Below are 19,016 nucleotides of genomic sequence, written 5' to 3'. Positions count from 1 at the left end.
CAGGCGACCGAGGCGATGGAACGGATCACCAACTCGTCGGGCAAGATCTCGAACATCATCGGCATGATCGACGACATCGCCTTCCAGACCAACCTGCTGGCGCTCAACGCCTCGGTGGAAGCGGCTCGTGCCGGCGATGCCGGCAAGGGGTTTGCTGTGGTGGCGGTGGAAGTGCGGCGGCTGGCGCAGTCGGCAGCCGGTGCGTCGAATGAGGTCAAGGCGCTGATCGAGCAATCGGGCAGCGAGGTGAAGGGCGGCTCGAAGCTGGTCGCGGAAGCCGCTGCCAAGCTCGAGGCGATGCTTGTCGCAGCGCGGTCGTCGAACGAGTTGATGGACTCGATCGCGCGGGCCAGCCAGGAGCAGGCTTCGGCGATCGAAGAGGTCAACGCGGCGGTCCGCACCATGGACGAGATGACCCAGCACAACGCGGCGCTGGTCGAAGAGACCAATGCTGCGATCGAGCAGACCGAAGCACAGGCGACCGAGCTCGACCGGATCGTCGAGGTATTCCGCACCGGCGATGCGAGCGCGCCGGTCCGCGCGACCGAAGCGCCCAAGGGCATCCGCGCCCTGCAGGACAAGGTGCGCTCGGCGGCAAAGTCCTATCTCAGCCACGGCAACGCCGCCGTCGACAAGGACTGGTCCGAGTTCTGACCAACACGCCAGAAGGCCCCGCGACAAGTCCAGAAAGGACGACCATGCGCAAGTTGCACCGGATCATCGCCGCCACTGTAATCGGGGCGTTGCCCCTTGCCGGCGCGGCCTATCTCGGGGCGCAGGTAAGCCGCGAGGCCGCTGCGGCGCAACGGGAAGCCGCGGGGATGCACTATGCCGGCCTGGTCTTGCCGGAGCTGGTGAGTCTCGCGCGCGATGGCGCCGCCCGGGCGGGGAACCCGGCACTGGCCGAGGCGGCCCGCACCGGCGACGCGACGTTTGGCACGGGCGCGCTGTCTCAAGCCTATGACGAGCTGAAAGCAGAACTGGCGTCCGGGGCGCATCCGGCGGCGGCACGCAACGCCGCAGCGATGCTGGTGGCACGCATCCACGAGAGTTCCGGACTGCTGGCAGAACCCGATGGGGCGGCGACGCAACTGACGCAGGTGCCGCAGGCGGCCAATGCCGCACCGTTGTCGCCGGCGCTGATGAATGCGACGCGCTATGCCATTGCGGTGTTGCCGGCAGAGATCAAGCGGCTCGAGGAAGTGCTGGCCGAGTTCCGCGCCGCCACTGCGAACGCCGGTGCGACGCCCGAGGGCAAGGCCTATGCGGCAGCGGCAACGGCGCTGGCTGACCGAGTAGCGGCCGGCATCGCGGTGATCCCCGACGTCAAGGCGCGCCTGGCGTTCGACTGGGCCGGTCTCGATACTGCACATGACACATTCCAGGACGCAGCACTGGCGCTAGGCCACGTGTCGCAGGCGGCGATGCAGCAGGTGCTCGACCAGCGGATCTCGGCGTCCAGCTCGAGCCTGACCTGGATTGGTGCGGCGAGCGCGGTATTCGCATTGCTCCTCGGCGCCGCTGCCTATCTGGGGCTGGGTCGGATCGGTCAACCTGCGATTAAGGAACCTTCCCTATCGTTTGCGGCGGGGAAGAGCGGAGCAGCCGGGCACGAAAGCCCCGGCGACATGGGGGCTAGAATGGCCACGACCTCTGCGCACGCCAAAGGCGGGCTGAAGCTCACCACGGCAATTTCGGCAACAGTGTTTCTCGCGGTGACAGCTGCCATCGCGGCAGTGCTGTTCGCGGTGTGGACGATGCTCGCGGCCAACACGCGGGATACGGCCGACCAGCGGCTAGCAGCGGACTTGCGGATCGCGGCGGCGATCCTCGAGGTGAACCTGCCGAACTCCGACATCTTCTGGAGCGAGGACGGTCAGCTCGAAAAGATCGAGGCAAAGGCGATGCCGAAGTTCCGCAACCACGATCTGATCGACACGATCGGGCGGGTGACGGGCGACACCGCGACGCTGTTCGTGTTCGATCCCGAGAGCGAGGACTTCATCCGCAAGTCGACCACCATCCTCGACGACAAGGGCGAGCGCATCCTCGAGACGCCGCTGGCGCGCGAGGGCGCGGCCTACCCCGTGGTGGTGGCAGGCGGCACCTATCAGGGCGAAGCGAACGTGCTGGGGACGCCCTATTATGCAATCTATCGGCCGATCCTGAACCTCAACAACGAGGTGATCGGGCTGGTCTATGTCGGCATTCCGAAGGCAGAGATCGACGCGGTGGCGACTGATGGCCTGAAGCTGCTCGGGCTGGTGGGCGCGGTGGCGGTACTGGTGATGGGGGCGCTGTCGGTGTTCGCGGTGTCGCGGATGATGCGGCCAGTGCCGCGGCTCTCGAAACACATGCAGCTGTTGGCCGAAGGTGACCTCGAAAGCCAGATTCCCTACATCGGCCTCCGGAACGAAATCGGCGAGATGGCGCGCAACGTCGAAGTGTTCCGCGCCAATGCACTGAAGGTTCAGGAGATGACCGAGGACGAGCGGCTGGCGCTGGCGCAGCGGCGGGCCGAGCGGACCGAAATGATGCAGTCGCTGCAGCAGAGTTTCGGCGAGGTGGTCGACGCAGCGACCGCGGGCGATTTCTCGCGGCGGGTGGAAACGCAGTTCGCCGATGACGAGCTCAATCGCCTGGCGGGCAGCGTCAACACGCTGGTGGGGACGGTGGAGCGGATCATTGGCGACACGGGTGCGGCGCTGGCCGCATTGGCCGATACCGACCTGACGCACCGCATCGAGGGCGGCTACGAGGGTGCGCTCGGGCAGTTGCGCGACGATGCCAATGAGGTGGCCGAGAAGCTGAGCGCCATCGTGATGACGCTGAAGCATACCTCGCGGTCGCTGAAGACGGCGACCGGCGAAATCCTCTCGGGTGCCAACGACCTTTCCGAACGGACGACGCGGCAGGCGGCAACGATCGAGGAAACCAGCGCGGCGATGACGCTGCTCGCCGACACTGTGCGGGCCAATGCCGAAAAGGCCGAGGATGCGCGGCATGTCGCCGAAGAGGTGAGCCGCACGGCCGAAGCCGGAGGCTCGGTGATGCAGCAGGCCAACGTAGCGATGGAGCGGATCACCCAGTCGTCGGCCAAGATCTCCAACATCATCGGCATGATCGACGACATCGCCTTCCAGACGAACCTCTTGGCACTGAACGCTTCGGTCGAAGCGGCGCGTGCCGGTGAGGCCGGCAAGGGCTTTGCCGTGGTAGCGGTCGAAGTGCGCCGGCTGGCGCAGTCGGCGGCGCAGGCTTCGTCCGAGGTGAAAGTGCTCATCGAGCAGAGCGGCGCCGAGGTCAAGGGCGGGACCAAGCTCGTTGCGGAGGCGGCGGACAAGCTCGAAACCATGCTGGCGGCCGCGCGGCGCTCCAATACGCTGATGGCGGCGATTGCTGAGGACAGCCGGCAGCAGGCTGGATCGATCGACGAGGTCAACGCAGCGGTGCGGCAGCTCGACGAGATGACGCAGCACAACGCGGCGCTGGTCGAGGAAATCAACGCGGCGATCGAGCAGACCGAGGCGCAGGCCGGCGAGGTCGACGGTATCGCCGAGATCTTCACCATCGACGACGCTGCACCAGGCCGCCGAGCTGCCTGATCAGGGTCGGCCGGGCCACCCGTCCGGCCGCCGTTTTTCCGACCAAAGTCTAGCCGCCGGGTCGGTCTGTTTGACCGGATGTTAACGCTGCCATGCTGTGATCGTCCAGAGACGCAGAACGCATTTCCAGCTGTCGACACTCCAGAAGGACAACGACTCTCCATGCCGGCCAAAACCATTTTCAAGCTGCCGACGCTCAAGCTTCGGGGCTCAATCATTCTCGCCGCTGCCGCAATCTTCACCGTGGCAATCGGCTCAGCGCTCTACTACGTCGTCTCCAGCAATCGTGCGCAGGACCTGGCGCAGGCCGACGAAGTCGTCGGTGGCCTGGCAGTGACGGAAGCACAGAAGATCAATGCGTTCCTCAGTGAGTACGCCACGGCGGCGAACTCCACTGCACAAACCGCCAGCGCATTGCTCGCCAACCCAGCGACCTCGCCCGACATCTACGGTGCTGTGGTGACCAAGCAGCTCGAGACGCTCGAGAATGCACTCGGGGTCTACATGATGTTCGCGCCGGAATCGCAGCTGGCGAGTGCGCCGGCGTTCGCGGGTTCGGCTTTCGCCTACAAGGACCGGCATGTCGGCGTCTATGCGGCGCGTGGCGCCGACGGCAAGCCGGCGTTCCAGTCGCTGGAACAGGCCGGCGGTGGCTACGACACGTGGTTCACCAATCCGCTGAAGGCGGGTAAGGCCGAGATCGCCGGACCCGACAACTATGACGGCGTGCTCTACACCACCTTCACCGACATCATCCGTGACGCTGCCGGCAAGGCCGTAGGCATGACCGGCGTGTCGTTCAACGGCAACGCGCTGGCGACGCTGATCGGTGGGACCGTGCCGATGGGCACCGGTTTCATGGGCGTGATCAACCAGAAGAACGTATGGGTGGTGAACCCGGATCCCAAAATCGTGGGCACCGAAGTTACCGAGCCGTGGGCGCTTGAAGCGACCACCGCGATGCAGAGCGCCGAGACGTTCAGCTCGACCGGTGAGGCTGCGGGGCAAACCTGGAAGATGACGGCACAGAAGGTCAACCTTCCCGGTACCGATCAGTCATGGACCGTGATCGTCGCCGTGCCGCAGTCGACGTTGCTCGCCGATTCCGAGGCGCAACTGCTCAGCCTGCTGATCGGCGGCGCAATAATCCTCGTGCTTGGCCTCGTGGCCTTCGCCTGGCTCGGCACGTCGATCGCCCGGCCGGTGAACAGGATGACCGGCGTGATGCGCAAGATCGCCGACGGCGACTACCAGGTCGAAGTGCCATACGGCGACCGTCGGGACGAGATCGGTGACATGGCGAAAGCCGTCGAGGTGTTCCGCGAGAATGGTCTCAAGGTCGCCGAAATGACCGAGGCGGATGCGGCGCGGATCATCCGCGACCAGCAGGCGCGCACCGCGATGATGGCCGAACTGCCGAAGGCGTTCGGGCAGGTGGTGGACGCGGCAGTTGCCGGCGACTTCTCGCAGCGTGTCGAGACGGAGTTCCCGGATGCCGAACTCAACGCCATTGCCGGGAGCATCAACAACCTGGTCGCGACAGTCGATCGCGGCCTCGGCGAGACGGGCGAGGTTCTGGCGGCGCTGGCTGACACCAATCTCACCAAGCGCATGGAGGGCCAGTACGAAGGCGCCTTCGCTCGGCTGCGTGACGACACCAATGCGGTGGGCGACAAGCTGAGCAGCATTGTCGGTCAGCTCAAGGAGACCTCGCGTTCGCTGAAGACGGCGACCGGCGAAATCCTCTCGGGTGCCAACGACCTCTCCGAACGCACCACCAAGCAGGCGGCGACGATCGAGGAAACCTCGGCGGCGATGGAGCAGCTCTCGACCACCGTGCTGCAGAACGCGGAACGGGCCCGCGAGGCGAGCGAAGTGGCGAGCACCGTCACCCGCACCGCCGAAGAGGGCGGCCAGGTCATGGGCGATGCGAACTCGGCCATGGAGCGGATCACCCAGTCGTCGGCGAAGATCTCCAACATCATCGGGTTGATCGACGACATCGCCTTCCAGACGAACCTCCTGGCGCTCAACGCTTCGGTGGAAGCGGCACGGGCCGGCGATGCCGGCAAAGGCTTCGCGGTGGTTGCCGTGGAAGTGCGTCGCCTTGCGCAGTCGGCCGCCAGCGCGTCGAGCGAAGTGAAGGCACTGATCGAGCAGTCGGGCAGCGAAGTGAAAGCCGGCTCGAAGCTGGTTGCGGACGCAGCAGCTCGTCTCGCCGCGATGCTGGAAGCGGCGCGTTCGAGTAACGCGCTGATGGACGGCATCGCCCGCGACAGTCGCGAGCAGGCCTCGGCGATCGAAGAGGTGAACACCGCAGTGCGCCAACTCGACGAGATGACGCAGCACAACGCAGCGCTGGTCGAGGAGACCAACGCGGCGATCGAGCAGACCGATGGGCAGGTGAACGAACTCGACCGGATCGTCGACATCTTCACCATTTCCGGTGCGTCGCAGACCAAGGTGGTCCAGGTTGCCTCGCCTTCCCGTGGCATCAAGGGCCTGCAGGAGCGGGTCAAGAAGGCCGCGAGTTCGTACTTGAGCCACGGCAACACCGCGATCGACAAGGACTGGGCGGAATTCTGACCGGCTTGAAAATAACCCTGACACTCGGCGTCAGGTGACTCATGCGAAACCCTCTCCGTCGTCACTACGGAGAGGGTTTTCTTCATGCCCCAGACACTCGAACTCGTCACCTTTCGGCTCGCCCGCGGCACCGGCCAGCAATTCGTCGATGCCAACGCCGCGGTCAGCGACTGGCTGAAGCGGCAGCCGGGGTTCGTGTCGCGCCACCTCGCCGAGCGCGACGACGGCAGCTTCGTCGACATCGTGTTCTGGCAGACGCACGAAGCGGCACTGGCGGCGAGCGGCAAAATGATGGAAGAGATGGCCCAGAGCGAGGCCATGACCATGATCGATCCCATGGGCCTCGAGATGAGCCATGGCAATATCCGACTCTCGGTCGACTGAAATGGTCGCCGATCTTCTACAAATCGTCCGGTCCTTCCCGCAGCCGATCGCGGACCTGGCGCAGAACCTCGCATTGACGCTGCTGTCGGTGCGCCCGGATCTCGATGCCAAGGCGCGGCTCGGCTGGGGTTCGGTGAACTATCGGCACCCGAAGGCGGGGTTCGTGTGCGCGATCTTTCCGATGGAGGATCACGTGTCGCTGGTGTTCGAGCATGGAAGATTGCTGAGCTCCTCGCTGCTCGAGGGCGACGGCAAGCAGGTGCGCTACATCCGGTTCGAGCCGGGTGCCAAGATCCCCGAAGACGAGATCGCCATCCTCTTGGCCGAGGCCATTGCGCTCAAGGGGTGAGCCGTGCAGAAAACCGGGAGACCCTCTAGGAGATATCCCGCATGGCGCGCATCGGCCTCGTGGCGCACGACGACAAGAAGGACGAACTGGTCGCCTGGGCCAAGCTCAATCGGGACAAGCTCGCGCTGCACGAGCTCTGGGGAACCGGCACGACCGGTGGCCGTGTCACTGATGGCACTGGCCTGGCGGTTACGCGGCTGCTGAGCGGGCCGCTCGGCGGCGACGCGCAACTGGGTGCGATGATCGCCGAGGGTCGGCTCGATGCGCTGGTCTTCTTCCAGGATCCGCTGACCGCCATGCCGCACGACGTGGACATCAAGTCACTGACCCGGCTGGCGACTCTGTACAACATTCTGTTCGCGCCGAACCACAAGACCGCCGACGCGGTACTCGCCGCGCTTTGACCATCTGGTCAAAGCCCGTGCAAAGCTATAGAAGCCGCCCCCAATCGAAGCGCGGTGTTGGTTGACCGGTGTTTGTGCATATGCGCAGATGACCGCAAAACCGGCATAAGCCGCGAATAAGAACTATTCATCAGGACGGGGGCGGGGTGTCCTTCGACGCAGTCATCGACGTGCAGAACGTCAGCAAGCGCTTTGGCGGCTTGCGCGCAGTCAACGATTGTTCGCTACGGGTCGAGCGTGGCTCGATTACCGGGCTGATCGGCCCGAACGGCGCCGGCAAATCGACGCTGTTCAATCTCGTGGCCGGCAATATCGTGCCCAACAGCGGCAGGATTATCTTTGATGGCCAGGATGTTACCGGGTTGAAGCCGCACCAGCTGTTTCATCGCGGCATGCTGCGCACCTTCCAGATCGCGCATGAATTCTCCAACATGACGGCGCTCGAGAACTTGATGATGGTGCCCTCGAAGCAGGCCGGCGAGAACCTCGTCACCACTTGGCTGATGCCCGGCGCGGTGAAAGCCAGCGAGCATCATGTCCGGCAGAAGGCGCTGGACGTCATCGATTTCCTCAAGCTCGGGCACGTGAAGTACGAGCTCGCGGGGAACCTTTCGGGCGGGCAGAAGAAGCTGCTGGAACTCGGCCGCACAATGATGGTCGACGCCAAGGTGGTGCTGCTCGACGAAGTCGCGGCCGGCGTCAACCGCACACTGCTGCAGGATCTCGCCGCCAATATCGAACGGATGAACCAGGAGCTCGGCTACACCTTCTTCGTCATCGAGCACGACATGGACCTGATCGGGCGGCTCTGCGATCCCGTCATCGTCATGGCGCAGGGCGAGAAGATCGCCGAGGGTCCGATGAGCGAGATCCGCGCTAACCCAGAGATTATCGAGGCCTATTTCGGCTCTCCGGTGGGGGCCGCGTAATGGCACTTCTCGACATCAAGGACGTCGTCGGCGGGTACGGCGGCGCGCCGATCCTCAATGGCGTCAACATCGCAATCGAGCAATCCGACATCGGGGTTATCGTCGGGCCGAACGGTGCGGGCAAATCGACGACGCTGAAGGCGATCTTCGGACTCCTGAAGCTCAACGAGGGCTCGATCCTCTTTCACGGCGAGGAAATCCAGAACTCGCTTCCGGACCGGCTGGTGCCGAAGGGGCTGAGCTTCGTGCCGCAGGAAAAGAACGTTTTCACTTCGATGACGGTGGAAGAGAACCTCGAAATGGGGGCGTTCACCCGGACCGACGATTTCAAGCCGACGATGGAATGGGTCTACGACATGTTCCCGGTGCTGCGCGAGAAGCGTCGGCAGCCGGCCGGTGAGCTGTCGGGCGGGCAGCGCCAAATGGTGGCGATGGGCCGTGCGCTGATGAGCCAACCGAAACTCTTGCTGCTCGACGAGCCGTCGGCGGGCCTCTCGCCGCGCTACGTGCTCGAGATCTTCGAGCAGATCGTCAAGGTCAACAAGGCGGGCGTCGCTATCCTGATGGTCGAGCAGAACGCACGGCAGGCGTTGGCCTTCGCGTCACGCGGGTTTGTGCTCGCGACCGGCAAGAACCGTTTCACCGGCACGGGCGCCGAACTGATCGCCGATCCCGAAGTCGCCAAGAGCTTCTTGGGGGGCTGAGGGGCAAATGAACGAACTGATCTTCTTCTTCAACAACGTCATCGTCGCCGGCGTGGTGCTGGGTTCGATCTATGCTGTCGGCGCCATCGGCGTGACGCTGATCTTCGGCATCCTCCGCTTCGCGCATTTCGCCCATGGCGACATGATGACCATGGGGGCGTTCATCGCCTTCCTGCTCGCCATGGCGGCGACCGCGCTAGGCATCACCACGCCGATCGTCCCCACTGGATTTCTGGTACTGCCGATCGCAATGATCCTTGCTGCAGTCATCGCGCTGGGGCTCGACAAGAGCTTTTACGCCCCGCTGCGCAAGCGCGGCGCGCGGCCGGTGACCATGCTGATCGCCTCGATCGGCGTGACACTGATCATCCAGGGCGTGATCCGGCTGTTTTTCGGCTCGGGCACCTATTCGTTCTTCGAGACCGAGCAGAAGCAGTTGATCCGCATCCCGGTGCCGCTCGAGGGCGTGACCCGGACGATCAACTTCACCCAGCCGCAGTTGCTGATGATCCTCTGCACGGCGGCTGCGGTGATTGCGCTGCACCTGTTCCTCACCCGCTCGCGGCTCGGCAAGGCGATGCGCGCCATGGCCGACAATGCGGACCTGGCGCAGGTCTCTGGCATCAACACCAAGCTGGTGGTGCGGGTGACCTGGATCATCGCCGGCTCGCTCGCGGCGATGGCCGGTACCATGCTGGCGCTCGACGTGAACCTGAAGCCGGACCTGGCGTTCAACATCGTCCTGCCGATCTTCGCAGCGGCGATCGTCGGTGGGCTCGGGCAATCCTACGGTGCCATCGCCGGCGGCTTCCTCATCGGTTTCGCCGAGACGATGGCGATCTTCAACTGGTCGGTGCTGCTGCGGCCGATTTCCGGGATCATTCCCTTCGAGATTCCCGCGACGCTGGCGATCGTGCCGACTGAGTACAAACTCACCGTGGCGTTCGTCATCCTCGTGGTGGTGCTGCTCTGGCGCCCGACCGGTATCTTCAAGGGAGCCTCGACATGATCGCCCGTCGCTCTCTCATGATGTTTGCCGGCCTGTTCGTGCTCTTCACGCTGATCGGCTGGTTCCTCGGCGCTGCCAACATCTCGCTGCTCCTGGTGCAGAGCTTCGCCTATGCGCTGATCGCGCTGGGGCTCAACATCCAGTGGGGCTATGGCGGGCTGTTCAACTTCGGCATCATGGGCATGCTGATGCTGGGTGGCGCGGCCGTCACCTTCATCTCCTATCCCATCAACGCGCAGTTCTGGGGCTCCGACGGGCCGCTGATGCTGGGCAAGGCGTTGATGGCGTTCCTCGCCGGGTTCCTCTTGGTCTGGGGCGCGCGGCATGCCGACCGCTTCGGCATCCGCGGGCGCTGGAAGACTGCGCTGATCGTCCTCGCGTGGATTGTCGCCTATTGCGTCTATCGCAGCCAGATCGACCCCGCGGCCGCCTATATCGAGGACAAGGCGCATGGCGGCTGGGTGGGTGGACTTGGGCTCCATCCGGTGCTCGGCTGGCTGTTCGGCGGCATTCTTGCTGCTGGCGTCGCCTATGTCGTCGGCAAGATCTGCCTCGGGCTCAGGACCGACTATCTCGCGATCGCCACCATCGGCATCTCGGAGATCATCCGGGCGCTGCTCAAGAACATGGATTGGCTGACCCGCGGCACGCTGACTGTATCGCCGATTCCGTGGCCGACGCCGATCCCGCAGGACCTGCAGGCGCAGGGCGTGTCGATCTCGGACTCGTTCATCTATGCGCGCCTGGGCTTCCTGGCGCTGGTCATCGCCATACTCGCCGTGGCGTTCTTCCTCATCCAGCGCGCCTATGGCGGGCCGTGGGGCCGGATGATGCGAGCGATCCGCGACAACCACATCGCCGCGGCCTCGATGGGCAAGAACGTCACCCGCCGGCAGCTCGAGATCTTCGTGCTCGGCTCGGTGCTGATGGGCATCGGTGGCGCGATGCTGGTGAGCTTCCAACAGATCTACGATCCAGGCTCTTACCAGCCGATCAATCACACGTTCCTGATCTGGGTGATGGTGATCGTGGGCGGCGCGGGCAACAACTGGGGTGCGGTGTTCGGGGCGCTGCTCATCTATATCACTTGGATGATCTCCGATCCGGTGTCGCAGTGGCTGTTCAACGGCATCTCGAACTGGTCGACCGATATGGGCTGGGGCGCCATCCCCGAGATCCAGTCGCGGGCCAGCCAGATGCGCGTGTTCGTGCTTGGCGTCGTGATCACCATCGCCCTGCGCTACGCGCCGCGTGGCCTGATCCCCGAAGTGGTAAAGCGCGAAGTCTAGTCCAAATCTGGACGCGCTATTGCATGTTGTCTGGATTTAGACTATGTCTTGATCTGGACAAGGAGCGCATCATGCAGTTCGGCTTCCGTGAAAAGCCTCAGGCTGGTTTTGAGCCAGCCAGCTCGGCTGGTGAGAACGTCATCGATCTCGGCCAGTTCTCGGCAACCAACCGGCGTCGCCTGAGCGGCCCGGCGCTCCGCACCTTCCTCGCCATTGCCGAGCAATGGGGACTCAACGAGGAGCAGCGGCGGCTGGTGCTCGGCTACCCGTCGCGCTCGACCTATCACCATTGGGCCAAGCTGGCCCGCGAACAGCACCCCTTCACGCTCGACCTCGATGCGCTGCTGCGCATTTCGGCGGTGTTCGGCATCCATCAGGCGCTGGGCGTGCTTTTTGCTGATGACGCAGATGGGGTGCGCTGGTTGAAGGGGCCGCACATGGCGCCGCTGTTCGGCGGGCAGCCGCCGCTGGCGCTGGTCACGTCGGGCACGCAGGATGGGCTGATGGCGGTGCGGCGTTTCCTTGATGCGGCGCGCGGGGGGCTCTACATGCCGCCCAACGCACTCGATGCGGCCTTCACCCCGTACGAAGACAGCGACATCGTCATCCGCTGATGCAGTCGCCCGCCCCACAGCCGAGCTACCGGCTGATCCCGTCGCGGTTCCCGCCGATCGGCCTGTTCGACACCGTCGCTACCACTGCGGATGCCGAGGCGGTGATGGAACTGGCCGGCTGGACCAATGACCGGCTGGTGAAGCAGCGGTTGGCGCGGCTGCCTCAGGACGAGTGGGTGTTCGGCCGGGCCAATTCCAGCGTCGTCATGGCAGCGTTCCTGCATGCGGCACCGAGTGGCGGGCGGTTCAACGGACCGGACCTCGGGGCGTGGTACGCTGCGGCATCGGTGACGACCGCTATCGCCGAAGTGGGGCACCACCTCCGACGCGAGACGCTGGCGCGCGGGCTCGAGGGGATGCAGCGGGACTTTCGCAGCTATTCGGCCCGGCTCGACGGTAGCTATCGCGATATCCGCGGGAGCGAGCCGGAACTGCACGCATCCGACAGCTATGCCGCCGGGCAGGCGTTCGGCGAGGGCCTGCGGTCGTCCGGGGAGGACGGCGTGCTCTACGACAGTGTCCGCCACCGCGGCGGCAGCAATGTTTGCGCCTACCGGCCGAGCAAGGTGCTCGACGTGGCGCAAGCCGAGCATTTCCGGGTCAGCGTCAGTGTCGGCGAGCGACGTATCGAGGCGAAGCGGCTCGGCGGCTAGGCGATGCTGGCGAGGAGGGCCCGAACGGCCCTCGGCAGGTCGCGCTCGATGTTGGGGCGGTGCGGGGCAAATTCGGGTTGCGACAGCACGCGCTCCGCCGCCGGCGCCGGGTGCGCGCCCGGCCACATGCCGGCAACCAGTGCGCCGATCATGGTAACGGCCCAGAACGCATCCTCGGCCGACGCGTGCGGGAGCCGAGTCCGCAGCGCCGCAGCGATCTCGCCGGCCATGCCGCCCATGGTGCGCTTCACCACGATGATGGTGTCTTCCGAGACATTGGCTTCGAGCGTGCTCGAGAGGATCGAGGTGAGTTGCCCGAGCCGCGGGCGGGACGCGAACTCCGTCGCTACTGCCTGAGCCAGGGCATCGAGATCATTCTCGGGCGTTGCGGCGACGGCGGCCGCGAGGGCCGGCACGAGTTGGTTCATCTCATCGAGGAACAGGTTCAGCAGCACCTCTTCGCGGCTTTCGAAGTAGCGGTAGACGTTCGACTTGGTGAAGCCGGCGCGGGCGGCAATGGCGTTGAGGCCGGCGCCGAGGGGGCCTTCCGCGTCGAACAGTTCCGCTGCCGCCGCGAGAAGCGTTTCGCGGCGGGCCTGGATTTCCTCGGGCTTGCGGGCCCGCTGGAAGGTCGTGGTGGTCATACGGATGTGGTGCGGCGCTCCGCTGTTGCTGTCAAGCGGCGACGGCGGCGAGGACCGGGAAGCGCACGCCGGTCAACTGCTCGGATACGGCCCAGAGGCGCGAAGCGACGGCTTCATTCTTGGCCTGGGCCGGGATGCGGCCATCCTTGGGCGGACCGACCAGCTCGAAGCGACGGCTGGGGCTGTAGTAGCCGCCGGGCACGGCGTTGGGCGAGGTCGCGGCGAACAGCTGGGGCAGGGCGCCTTCGGCCGGGGTCTGGCTCATCAGTGGGGAGAGGAGGCGGATTGCGATACCGGTCAGGCCTGATGTGCCGGGGCCGTTGGGGATGAGGTCGGTGCGGGCGTAGCCGGGGTGGGCGGCGGTGGACTTGAGGTTCCAGCCGGAGCGGTCGCTACGGCGTTGTAATTCCAGCGCAAACATCAGCATGGCGAGCTTGGATTGGGCGTAGGCTTTGTAGGGCTTGTAGAGTTTTGCGCCCTGCAGGTCGTTGAAATCGATGTGGCCGGCATTGGCGTAGCCGGAGGAGAGCTGAACAGAAGTTGGTGCTTTCGCACGGGCAAGTTGCGGTAAAAGTCGGGCGGTGAGCGCGAAATGCGACAGGTAGTTGGTGCCGAACTGCTGCTCGAAGCTGTCGGCGGTCACTTGCCGCTCGGGCAGGGCCATGACGCCGGCATTGTTGACGAGGATATCGAGGTGGTCGTGCACGGCAGCGAAGCGCTCGGCGAAGGCGGCGACATTGGCGAGGGCCGAGAGGTCGAGGCTTTCGTACGAGATATTGGCGTGCGGCACCTCGGCGCGAATGCGGGCGAGGGCCGTGGCACCCTTCTCGGTATTGCGGCCGGTGAGCACCACGTCGGCGCCGGCACGGGCCAAAGCCAGCGCGCTTTCGTAACCGAGCCCGCCGGTGGCGCCGGTGATGAGGGCAAGCTTGCCCGATTGATCTGGAATGTCCTTGGTCGACCAGCCCATGGCTGCACCTCAATAAGAGAACGATGGTCTGTAATTAAGAGACCGTCGGTCTGCTTTCAAGATGCCGGCTAAAGAAAAGGCCCGGGATCGCTCCCGGGCCTTCGAACTATCGGAGGCCGACGCCTCCGGGCGTGGTGCTTACTTCACCGGGCCGATTTCGACGAACTTGCCGTCCTGCACGGCGACTTCGACGATGATGCCGTCGACATCGCCGGCCTTGTCGAAGTCGGCAGGGCCGCCGGCGCCGTCATAGTCGATGTCGGTGCCGGCCTTGATCAGCTCGAGAGCCTTGGCCCACTCGCCGGGCAGGATCTTCTCGCCGGGAGCCGAAGCGATCTCACGCAGAGCGGCCGAGAGGCCTTCGCGCTTGGCCGAACCGTTCTTCTCGACCGCGAGGGCGAGGAGGAACGCGGCGTCATAGGCCTGCGGCGCATAGGTCGCCGCCGGGTCCTGGCCGGCTTCGGTCGCCAGCTTCTTGTAGGCGTCGGCCGAGGCACCGGTGTAGGCGCCGGCGCGGGTAGCGATGATCTTGCCGTTGACGGCAGCCGGATCTAGGCCAGCTACCAGGTCGTCGCCGATCATGCCGTCGCCGCCGACGAACGCGGTGAACTCGCCGCCTTCGATGGCCTGCTGCAGCACGGTCTTGCCCGAGCCCGAAGCGTAGGCGAGGATCACGAGGTTCTGCGAGCCGCCCGAGGACAGCTGGCCGAGCTCGGCGCGATAGTCGGCCTTGCCGTCTTCATGCGCGACGTTGGCCGACACAGTGCCGCCATTGGCGGTGAACTGGGCGACGAACACGTCGGCGAGGCCCTTGCCGTAGTCGTTGTTCACGTAGGTGACGGCAACGTCCTTGATCCCCTTGGAGATCAGCAGGTCAGCCAGCTTCACGCCCTGGAACGCATCCGACGGGGTGGTGCGGAAGACGAGGTCGTTGTCTTCGAGCGTGGTCAGCGCGGGAGCCGAAGCCGACGGCGAGATCTGCACGACACCGCCCGGGATACCGGCAGCGGTGGCAGCGCCGATGGTGGCGCCGGTGCAGAAGGCACCAACGATGGCGGTCACCTGGTCGGTGTTGACGAGCTTGTCGGCGGCCGGACCGGCGACCGACGGATCGCAAGCAGAGTCACCGGTGACGGAGACGACCTTGCCGCCGCCGAGAATGCCGCCCTGGGCGTTCACCTCGTCGAAGGCCAACTGGGCGCCGGCAACGATCGGCGGCGCCAGGCTTTCGATCGGCCCGGTCAGATCACCGAGAATGCCGAGCTTGACGTCTTCGGCGAGCGCCGGAACTGCGAGACCGAGCACGGTCGCGGCAACGGCGAGGCCAAGGATGCTAAATTTGTTCATGATGTCCCTCTGTACAGTCGCTCCGCCGTGCGGCGTTGTTACCGGCCGTCTCCGTCGAAGCAACAATCAATGGGGGCACGACCCGTGCCCCGCTGCGGGCGATATTGCATAAATTGCGAAGGCGAGTCATCCGCTTTTGATCAGACGGTAAAAGCCTTAGGGCATTTGTCTTCGCCGCTTCCGGCCCTATAAGTTCGACCAGCAAATCCGCCCTCGCTCCGGTCCGATGACAAAGCTCGTTCGTTGCCTCACAGTTCTCGTCGTCGCGCTGCTCCTCGGCAGCGCTGTGGCACAGGAGTCGGTCCAGACGCTGGAGACCCCGGCGGAGGGCGCTGCTGCAGACCCGGCGATCGGCGAAGCGCCGCCGCCGCCGCCCTGCGGCACCCAGCAGGTGGCTATTGCGCGCATGGGCTGGCCATCGGCGGCTCTGCTGGCCGAGATCCATTCGCGGCTGCTGACCGCCAACTTTCTCTGCAACGTCGCGGTGCAGGACGGCGATCTTGCCGCCACCGGCTCATCGATGGGCGCGACCGGCCAGCCGGCAGTCGCGCCGGAGCTGTGGATCGGGCGGATCGCCGACATCTGGAATGCTGCGATGAAGGGCCAGAAGGTGCGGCAGGCCGGCGCGCCCTATGCCGATGCGGTGTTCGAGGGCTGGTTCGTGCCGGATTACGCTGCGGCGCAGTGGCCGGAGGTGACGACCGTGGATGGACTCAAGGCGCACGCCGCCGATTTCGGCGACGGCAATGGGCGCGGCAAGTTCATCTCCTGCCCGGTCGACTGGGGCTGCGCGGTGGTGAACCGCAACATGCTGAAGGCTTACGGGCTCGACCAGAGCTTCGACATCGTCGAGCCGGCCAACCGCTTCGAGCTCGATACGCTCATCGCCGAGGCGGTGGGGCGCAAAGAGCCGATCTTGTTCTACTACTGGCAGCCCAACGCGGTGCTGGCGCAGTTCGGCTTCAAGCCAGTGACGCTCGCCCCCTACGATCGCGACGCGTTCCTCTGCATGGGACGCACCGCCTGCGCTACACCGACCCCAACCGGGTTCGCGCCCGATCCGGTGGTGGTAGCGCTGGCCGAGTGGGTCTATCTCGATGCGCCGCAGGTGGCGGGCTATTTCGGTCGGGCGCGGATGCCGTTCGACGAGATGAACAAGCTGCTGCTGGAACTGGGCGAGGCCGGCGCCACGGTCGAAAGCGTGGCCGATCGGTTTGTCGCCGAGCGCGGCGAAATCTGGCGCCCCTGGGTGGGATTGCCCGCGGCCGAGAAGCCACCGGAAGCGGCGCCGCAATAACGCTAGGACTTCGTTAGCCACGTTGGTGGCCCGTGGCGCTGCTGTTACGCGAGTGTCACGAACCGGTCCTAGCGTCGCTTGCGGCGTGGCATGGCTGATGGCTCCTAGTAGCTTGTATTCATTGTCGTAATGGTGGCCGTTAGGGCTTCTGAAAGACTATTGGGCGAGGTTGCGGTCTGGCCAGCGCGGCGGATCGTGCCGGCCGGAAGCCAGGAGGCTAACCGTTGCAACGTCAAGCCTCATTGCACCACGTCATCGGCACCTACCGCATGGTCTTCACCGGGGTGGCAGCGCTCGTGCTGGTGACCGGACTGATCGCGCTGCTGGGCTATTTCACCGACCCGCGGGCCATAGAGATGGTGGTGGTGCGGGTGCTGGCGGGGGCCAGCCTCCTGCTGCTGTTGCGCTGGGGTTATGTACGGCTGAAGCAGGAGTTGGAGGCCGCCGCCGATGAACAGCGCCAGCTCCTCGACCTCGCCTATCGCGATGCGCTGACCGGGGCGCACACCCGATCGTATTTCTTCAGCGCGCTGAAGGAGAGCCTGCATGGTGGCGACCGACCCGTCGCCTACATGCAGATCGACATGGATAACCTCAAGGTGCTCAACGACTCGCATGGCCATGGCGCCGGCGACGCGGCATTGGTGCACCTGGTCAAGACGCTGAAGGCGCTGATGCCGGACGCGTTGATCGGGCGCCTGGGCGGCGACGAGTTCGGCATTGTCCTCGTGGGACAAGACAGCAAGCCCGCGCTGGTGCGGTTGGGCGACCAGATTCTTGCGACGCTCGGACAACCGACCAGCATGGAAGGCCGGCCGATCCGGCTGTCCGCCACCATCGGCGTGGCGCTATGGCCCCAGGATGCGGCCGAGGCGGATGAACTGATCTCGAAGGCCGACCTGGCGCTCTACAAGGGCAAGAAGCAGGGACGGGCGACGACGGTGACGTTCGAGGCGGAGCTGATGGCCGACGAGCGGCACAAGCGTTTCGTCGAGCGGGACCTGCGAGCAGCCATCCTGCTCAATGAACTCGAGCTGCACTACCAGCCGATTTTCGCTGCCGACGGTGTGACCCGGCTCACCTACGAAGCGCTGGTGCGCTGGCAGCATCCGGTGCGTGGGCAGGTGCCACCGTGCGATTTTATTGGCATCGCCGAGCAATCCGACCTGATCGACAAGCTGGGCGACTGGGTGCTGCGCCGCGCCTGTGCCGATCTCAGGCGCCTGGGCACACCCAATGTCGGGATCAACGTCTCGGTCGTGCAGCTGCGACGCGGCGACTTCGCTGAGCGCTTCACGGTCATCCTCGCAGAGAGCGGGATCAGAGGCAGCCAGATCGTCATCGAGATCACCGAGTCGCTGCCGTTACAGGCCGGCACAGTGGAACTGCGCAATATCGAGACGCTGCGGGCGCTGGGCGTGCGCGTCGCGATCGACGATTTCGGCACCGGCTTCGCGAGCCTCGAGTATCTGCGCGGCTTCCCGTTCGACATCATCAAGATCGATCGCTCCTATGTGATGAACCTGCCGGGAAGCCGGATCGACGGGCTGATCGTTTCGGCGGTCGCCAAGATCGCCCGCTCGCTGAAGGTCGAAGTGATCGCCGAAGGCGTCGAGACCGCAGAACAACTGGAGTTCCTGCAGCGGGCCGGCGTCACGGCGCTGCAGGGCTATCTACTGGCGCGACCGGAACCGCTACAAGCCTTGGCGCCGCGGTTGGCTTCGGCCGCCTGAGCCGCGGCTGGAGCAAGCAATGACCATCGAGATACGGCCCGCCCAGCAGCGGGAGGCGGAGAGCATCCGCAGCATCGTCCGAGCCGCCTATGCCAAGTGGGTGCCGCTGATCGGTCGCGAGCCGATGCCGATGCGGGCGGATTACGAGCGGGCGCTGACCAAGCACCGGTTCGACCTGGCTGTCGAAGGCGCCGAGATCCGCGGCCTGATCGAGACGCTCGCCCACGACGATCACATCTGGATCGAGAACGTCGCCGTGGCGCCCGAGGCGCAGGGGCAGGGGATCGGGCAACTGCTGTTCGCGCATATCGAGCAGCGAGCCATCGAGGCGGGCTTGCCGCAGTTGCGGCTGCTGACCAACGGGGCATTCGAGGCCAATCTGACGCTCTACAAGCGGCTCGGCTTCGTCACCGATCACGTCGAGGAATTCATGGGCGGCACCGCCGTTTACATGAGCAAGACTCTCTAGGAGCCTTGGAGCGCCTAACCCAAAGTCATG

18 protein-coding genes are annotated in these 19,016 nt (G+C 65.2%); 15 read left to right on the top strand and 3 right to left on the bottom strand.

The window, feature by feature from the left end; translation table 11 throughout:
• The 12 genes from AC1DYL_RS22505 to AC1DYL_RS22450 form a co-directional block, all read left to right on the top strand.
• Window positions 1-654 (top strand): methyl-accepting chemotaxis protein (locus AC1DYL_RS22505; protein ID WP_477174861.1); only part of this gene is annotated, 654 nt, incomplete at its 5' end.
• A gap of 44 nt (window positions 655-698) precedes the next feature.
• Complete coding sequence (locus AC1DYL_RS22500; protein ID WP_477174860.1) at window positions 699-3,605, top strand: methyl-accepting chemotaxis protein; 2,907 nt, start codon at window positions 699-701, stop codon at window positions 3,603-3,605.
• 162 nt (window positions 3,606-3,767) lie between these two features.
• Window positions 3,768-6,191, top strand: coding sequence for a methyl-accepting chemotaxis protein (locus AC1DYL_RS22495; protein WP_477174859.1), 2,424 nt, complete (start codon window positions 3,768-3,770; stop codon window positions 6,189-6,191).
• An 84-nt stretch (window positions 6,192-6,275) separates the two neighbouring features.
• Complete coding sequence (locus tag AC1DYL_RS22490; protein WP_477148030.1) at window positions 6,276-6,575, top strand: antibiotic biosynthesis monooxygenase family protein; 300 nt, start codon at window positions 6,276-6,278, stop codon at window positions 6,573-6,575.
• A 1-nt stretch (window position 6,576) separates the two neighbouring features.
• Complete coding sequence (locus tag AC1DYL_RS22485) at window positions 6,577-6,924, top strand: DUF1801 domain-containing protein (protein ID WP_477174858.1); 348 nt, start codon at window positions 6,577-6,579, stop codon at window positions 6,922-6,924.
• Between the two features lie 41 nt (window positions 6,925-6,965).
• Window positions 6,966-7,328, top strand: a complete 363-nt coding sequence (locus AC1DYL_RS22480; RefSeq protein ID WP_477174857.1) for a methylglyoxal synthase — start codon at window positions 6,966-6,968, stop codon at window positions 7,326-7,328.
• Between the two features lie 146 nt (window positions 7,329-7,474).
• Entirely contained in the window at window positions 7,475-8,257 is a 783-nt protein-coding gene (locus AC1DYL_RS22475) for an ABC transporter ATP-binding protein (RefSeq protein WP_477174856.1), read from the top strand.
• Window positions 8,257-8,961, top strand: a complete 705-nt coding sequence (locus AC1DYL_RS22470; RefSeq protein ID WP_477174855.1) for an ABC transporter ATP-binding protein — start codon at window positions 8,257-8,259, stop codon at window positions 8,959-8,961. Before AC1DYL_RS22475 ends, AC1DYL_RS22470 begins: the two co-directional genes overlap by 1 nt.
• 7 nt (window positions 8,962-8,968) lie before the next feature.
• Window positions 8,969-9,970, top strand: coding sequence for a branched-chain amino acid ABC transporter permease (locus AC1DYL_RS22465; RefSeq protein ID WP_477174854.1), 1,002 nt, complete (start codon window positions 8,969-8,971; stop codon window positions 9,968-9,970).
• Window positions 9,967-11,259, top strand: coding sequence for a branched-chain amino acid ABC transporter permease (locus AC1DYL_RS22460; RefSeq protein WP_477174853.1), 1,293 nt, complete (start codon window positions 9,967-9,969; stop codon window positions 11,257-11,259). The genes AC1DYL_RS22465 and AC1DYL_RS22460 overlap by 4 nt, the downstream gene beginning before the upstream one ends.
• Before the next feature lie 71 nt (window positions 11,260-11,330).
• Window positions 11,331-11,873, top strand: coding sequence for an MbcA/ParS/Xre antitoxin family protein (locus AC1DYL_RS22455; RefSeq protein WP_477174852.1), 543 nt, complete (start codon window positions 11,331-11,333; stop codon window positions 11,871-11,873).
• Entirely contained in the window at window positions 11,870-12,526 is a 657-nt protein-coding gene (locus tag AC1DYL_RS22450; RefSeq protein ID WP_477174862.1) for an RES family NAD+ phosphorylase, read from the top strand. Before AC1DYL_RS22455 ends, AC1DYL_RS22450 begins: the two co-directional genes overlap by 4 nt.
• On the opposite strand, the gene AC1DYL_RS22445 is transcribed toward AC1DYL_RS22450, so the two are convergent.
• From AC1DYL_RS22445 to AC1DYL_RS22435, 3 genes are all read right to left on the bottom strand, one after another.
• A complete protein-coding gene (locus tag AC1DYL_RS22445) occupies window positions 12,523-13,170 on the bottom strand; it encodes a TetR/AcrR family transcriptional regulator (RefSeq protein ID WP_477174851.1) in 648 nt (215 codons plus the stop codon). The two genes, AC1DYL_RS22450 and AC1DYL_RS22445, sit on opposite strands and share 4 nt — an antisense overlap.
• A gap of 31 nt (window positions 13,171-13,201) precedes the next feature.
• A complete protein-coding gene (locus tag AC1DYL_RS22440) occupies window positions 13,202-14,140 on the bottom strand; it encodes an SDR family oxidoreductase (RefSeq protein ID WP_477174850.1) in 939 nt (312 codons plus the stop codon).
• 138 nt (window positions 14,141-14,278) lie between these two features.
• Window positions 14,279-15,487, bottom strand: coding sequence for an ABC transporter substrate-binding protein (locus tag AC1DYL_RS22435; protein ID WP_477174849.1), 1,209 nt, complete (start codon window positions 15,485-15,487; stop codon window positions 14,279-14,281).
• Between the two features lie 226 nt (window positions 15,488-15,713).
• Here AC1DYL_RS22435 and AC1DYL_RS22430 point away from each other — a divergent pair, with 226 nt between their 5' ends.
• From AC1DYL_RS22430 to AC1DYL_RS22420, 3 genes are all read left to right on the top strand, one after another.
• Window positions 15,714-16,784 (top strand): glycine betaine ABC transporter substrate-binding protein, encoded by a 1,071-nt coding sequence (locus tag AC1DYL_RS22430; protein WP_477174848.1) that lies wholly within the window; start codon window positions 15,714-15,716, stop codon window positions 16,782-16,784.
• Between the two features lie 224 nt (window positions 16,785-17,008).
• On the top strand, window positions 17,009-18,517 hold the full coding sequence (locus tag AC1DYL_RS22425; RefSeq protein ID WP_477174847.1) for a putative bifunctional diguanylate cyclase/phosphodiesterase: 1,509 nt from the start codon (window positions 17,009-17,011) through the stop codon (window positions 18,515-18,517).
• A 19-nt stretch (window positions 18,518-18,536) separates the two neighbouring features.
• Complete coding sequence (locus tag AC1DYL_RS22420; protein ID WP_477174846.1) at window positions 18,537-18,986, top strand: GNAT family N-acetyltransferase; 450 nt, start codon at window positions 18,537-18,539, stop codon at window positions 18,984-18,986.
• Window positions 18,987-19,016 lie beyond the last annotated feature (30 nt).

The sequence above is a fragment of the Devosia sp. P1_H9 genome (genome assembly GCF_056405135.1).
Note: the sequence above shows the minus strand (reverse complement) of the source record. Positions and strands in the feature narration are given on the sequence as shown.

Excerpts from the sequence above, each read along its gene's own strand:
- AC1DYL_RS22490 (WP_477148030.1), top strand. The coding sequence starts at position 6,276 with ATGCCCCAGACACTCGAACTCGTCACCTTTCGGCTCGCCCGCGGCACC.
- AC1DYL_RS22420 (WP_477174846.1), top strand. The coding sequence starts at position 18,537 with ATGACCATCGAGATACGGCCCGCCCAGCAGCGGGAGGCGGAGAGCATC.
- AC1DYL_RS22440 (WP_477174850.1), bottom strand. The coding sequence starts at position 14,140 with ATGGGCTGGTCGACCAAGGACATTCCAGATCAATCGGGCAAGCTTGCC.
- AC1DYL_RS22485 (WP_477174858.1), top strand. The coding sequence starts at position 6,577 with ATGGTCGCCGATCTTCTACAAATCGTCCGGTCCTTCCCGCAGCCGATC.
- AC1DYL_RS22445 (WP_477174851.1), bottom strand. The coding sequence starts at position 13,170 with ATGACCACCACGACCTTCCAGCGGGCCCGCAAGCCCGAGGAAATCCAG.
- AC1DYL_RS22435 (WP_477174849.1), bottom strand. The coding sequence starts at position 15,487 with ATGAACAAATTTAGCATCCTTGGCCTCGCCGTTGCCGCGACCGTGCTC.
- AC1DYL_RS22455 (WP_477174852.1), top strand. The coding sequence starts at position 11,331 with ATGCAGTTCGGCTTCCGTGAAAAGCCTCAGGCTGGTTTTGAGCCAGCC.
- AC1DYL_RS22500 (WP_477174860.1), top strand. The coding sequence starts at position 699 with ATGCGCAAGTTGCACCGGATCATCGCCGCCACTGTAATCGGGGCGTTG.
- AC1DYL_RS22430 (WP_477174848.1), top strand. The coding sequence starts at position 15,714 with ATGACAAAGCTCGTTCGTTGCCTCACAGTTCTCGTCGTCGCGCTGCTC.
- AC1DYL_RS22470 (WP_477174855.1), top strand. The coding sequence starts at position 8,257 with ATGGCACTTCTCGACATCAAGGACGTCGTCGGCGGGTACGGCGGCGCG.
- AC1DYL_RS22460 (WP_477174853.1), top strand. The coding sequence starts at position 9,967 with ATGATCGCCCGTCGCTCTCTCATGATGTTTGCCGGCCTGTTCGTGCTC.
- AC1DYL_RS22465 (WP_477174854.1), top strand. The coding sequence starts at position 8,969 with ATGAACGAACTGATCTTCTTCTTCAACAACGTCATCGTCGCCGGCGTG.
- AC1DYL_RS22495 (WP_477174859.1), top strand. The coding sequence starts at position 3,768 with ATGCCGGCCAAAACCATTTTCAAGCTGCCGACGCTCAAGCTTCGGGGC.
- AC1DYL_RS22480 (WP_477174857.1), top strand. The coding sequence starts at position 6,966 with ATGGCGCGCATCGGCCTCGTGGCGCACGACGACAAGAAGGACGAACTG.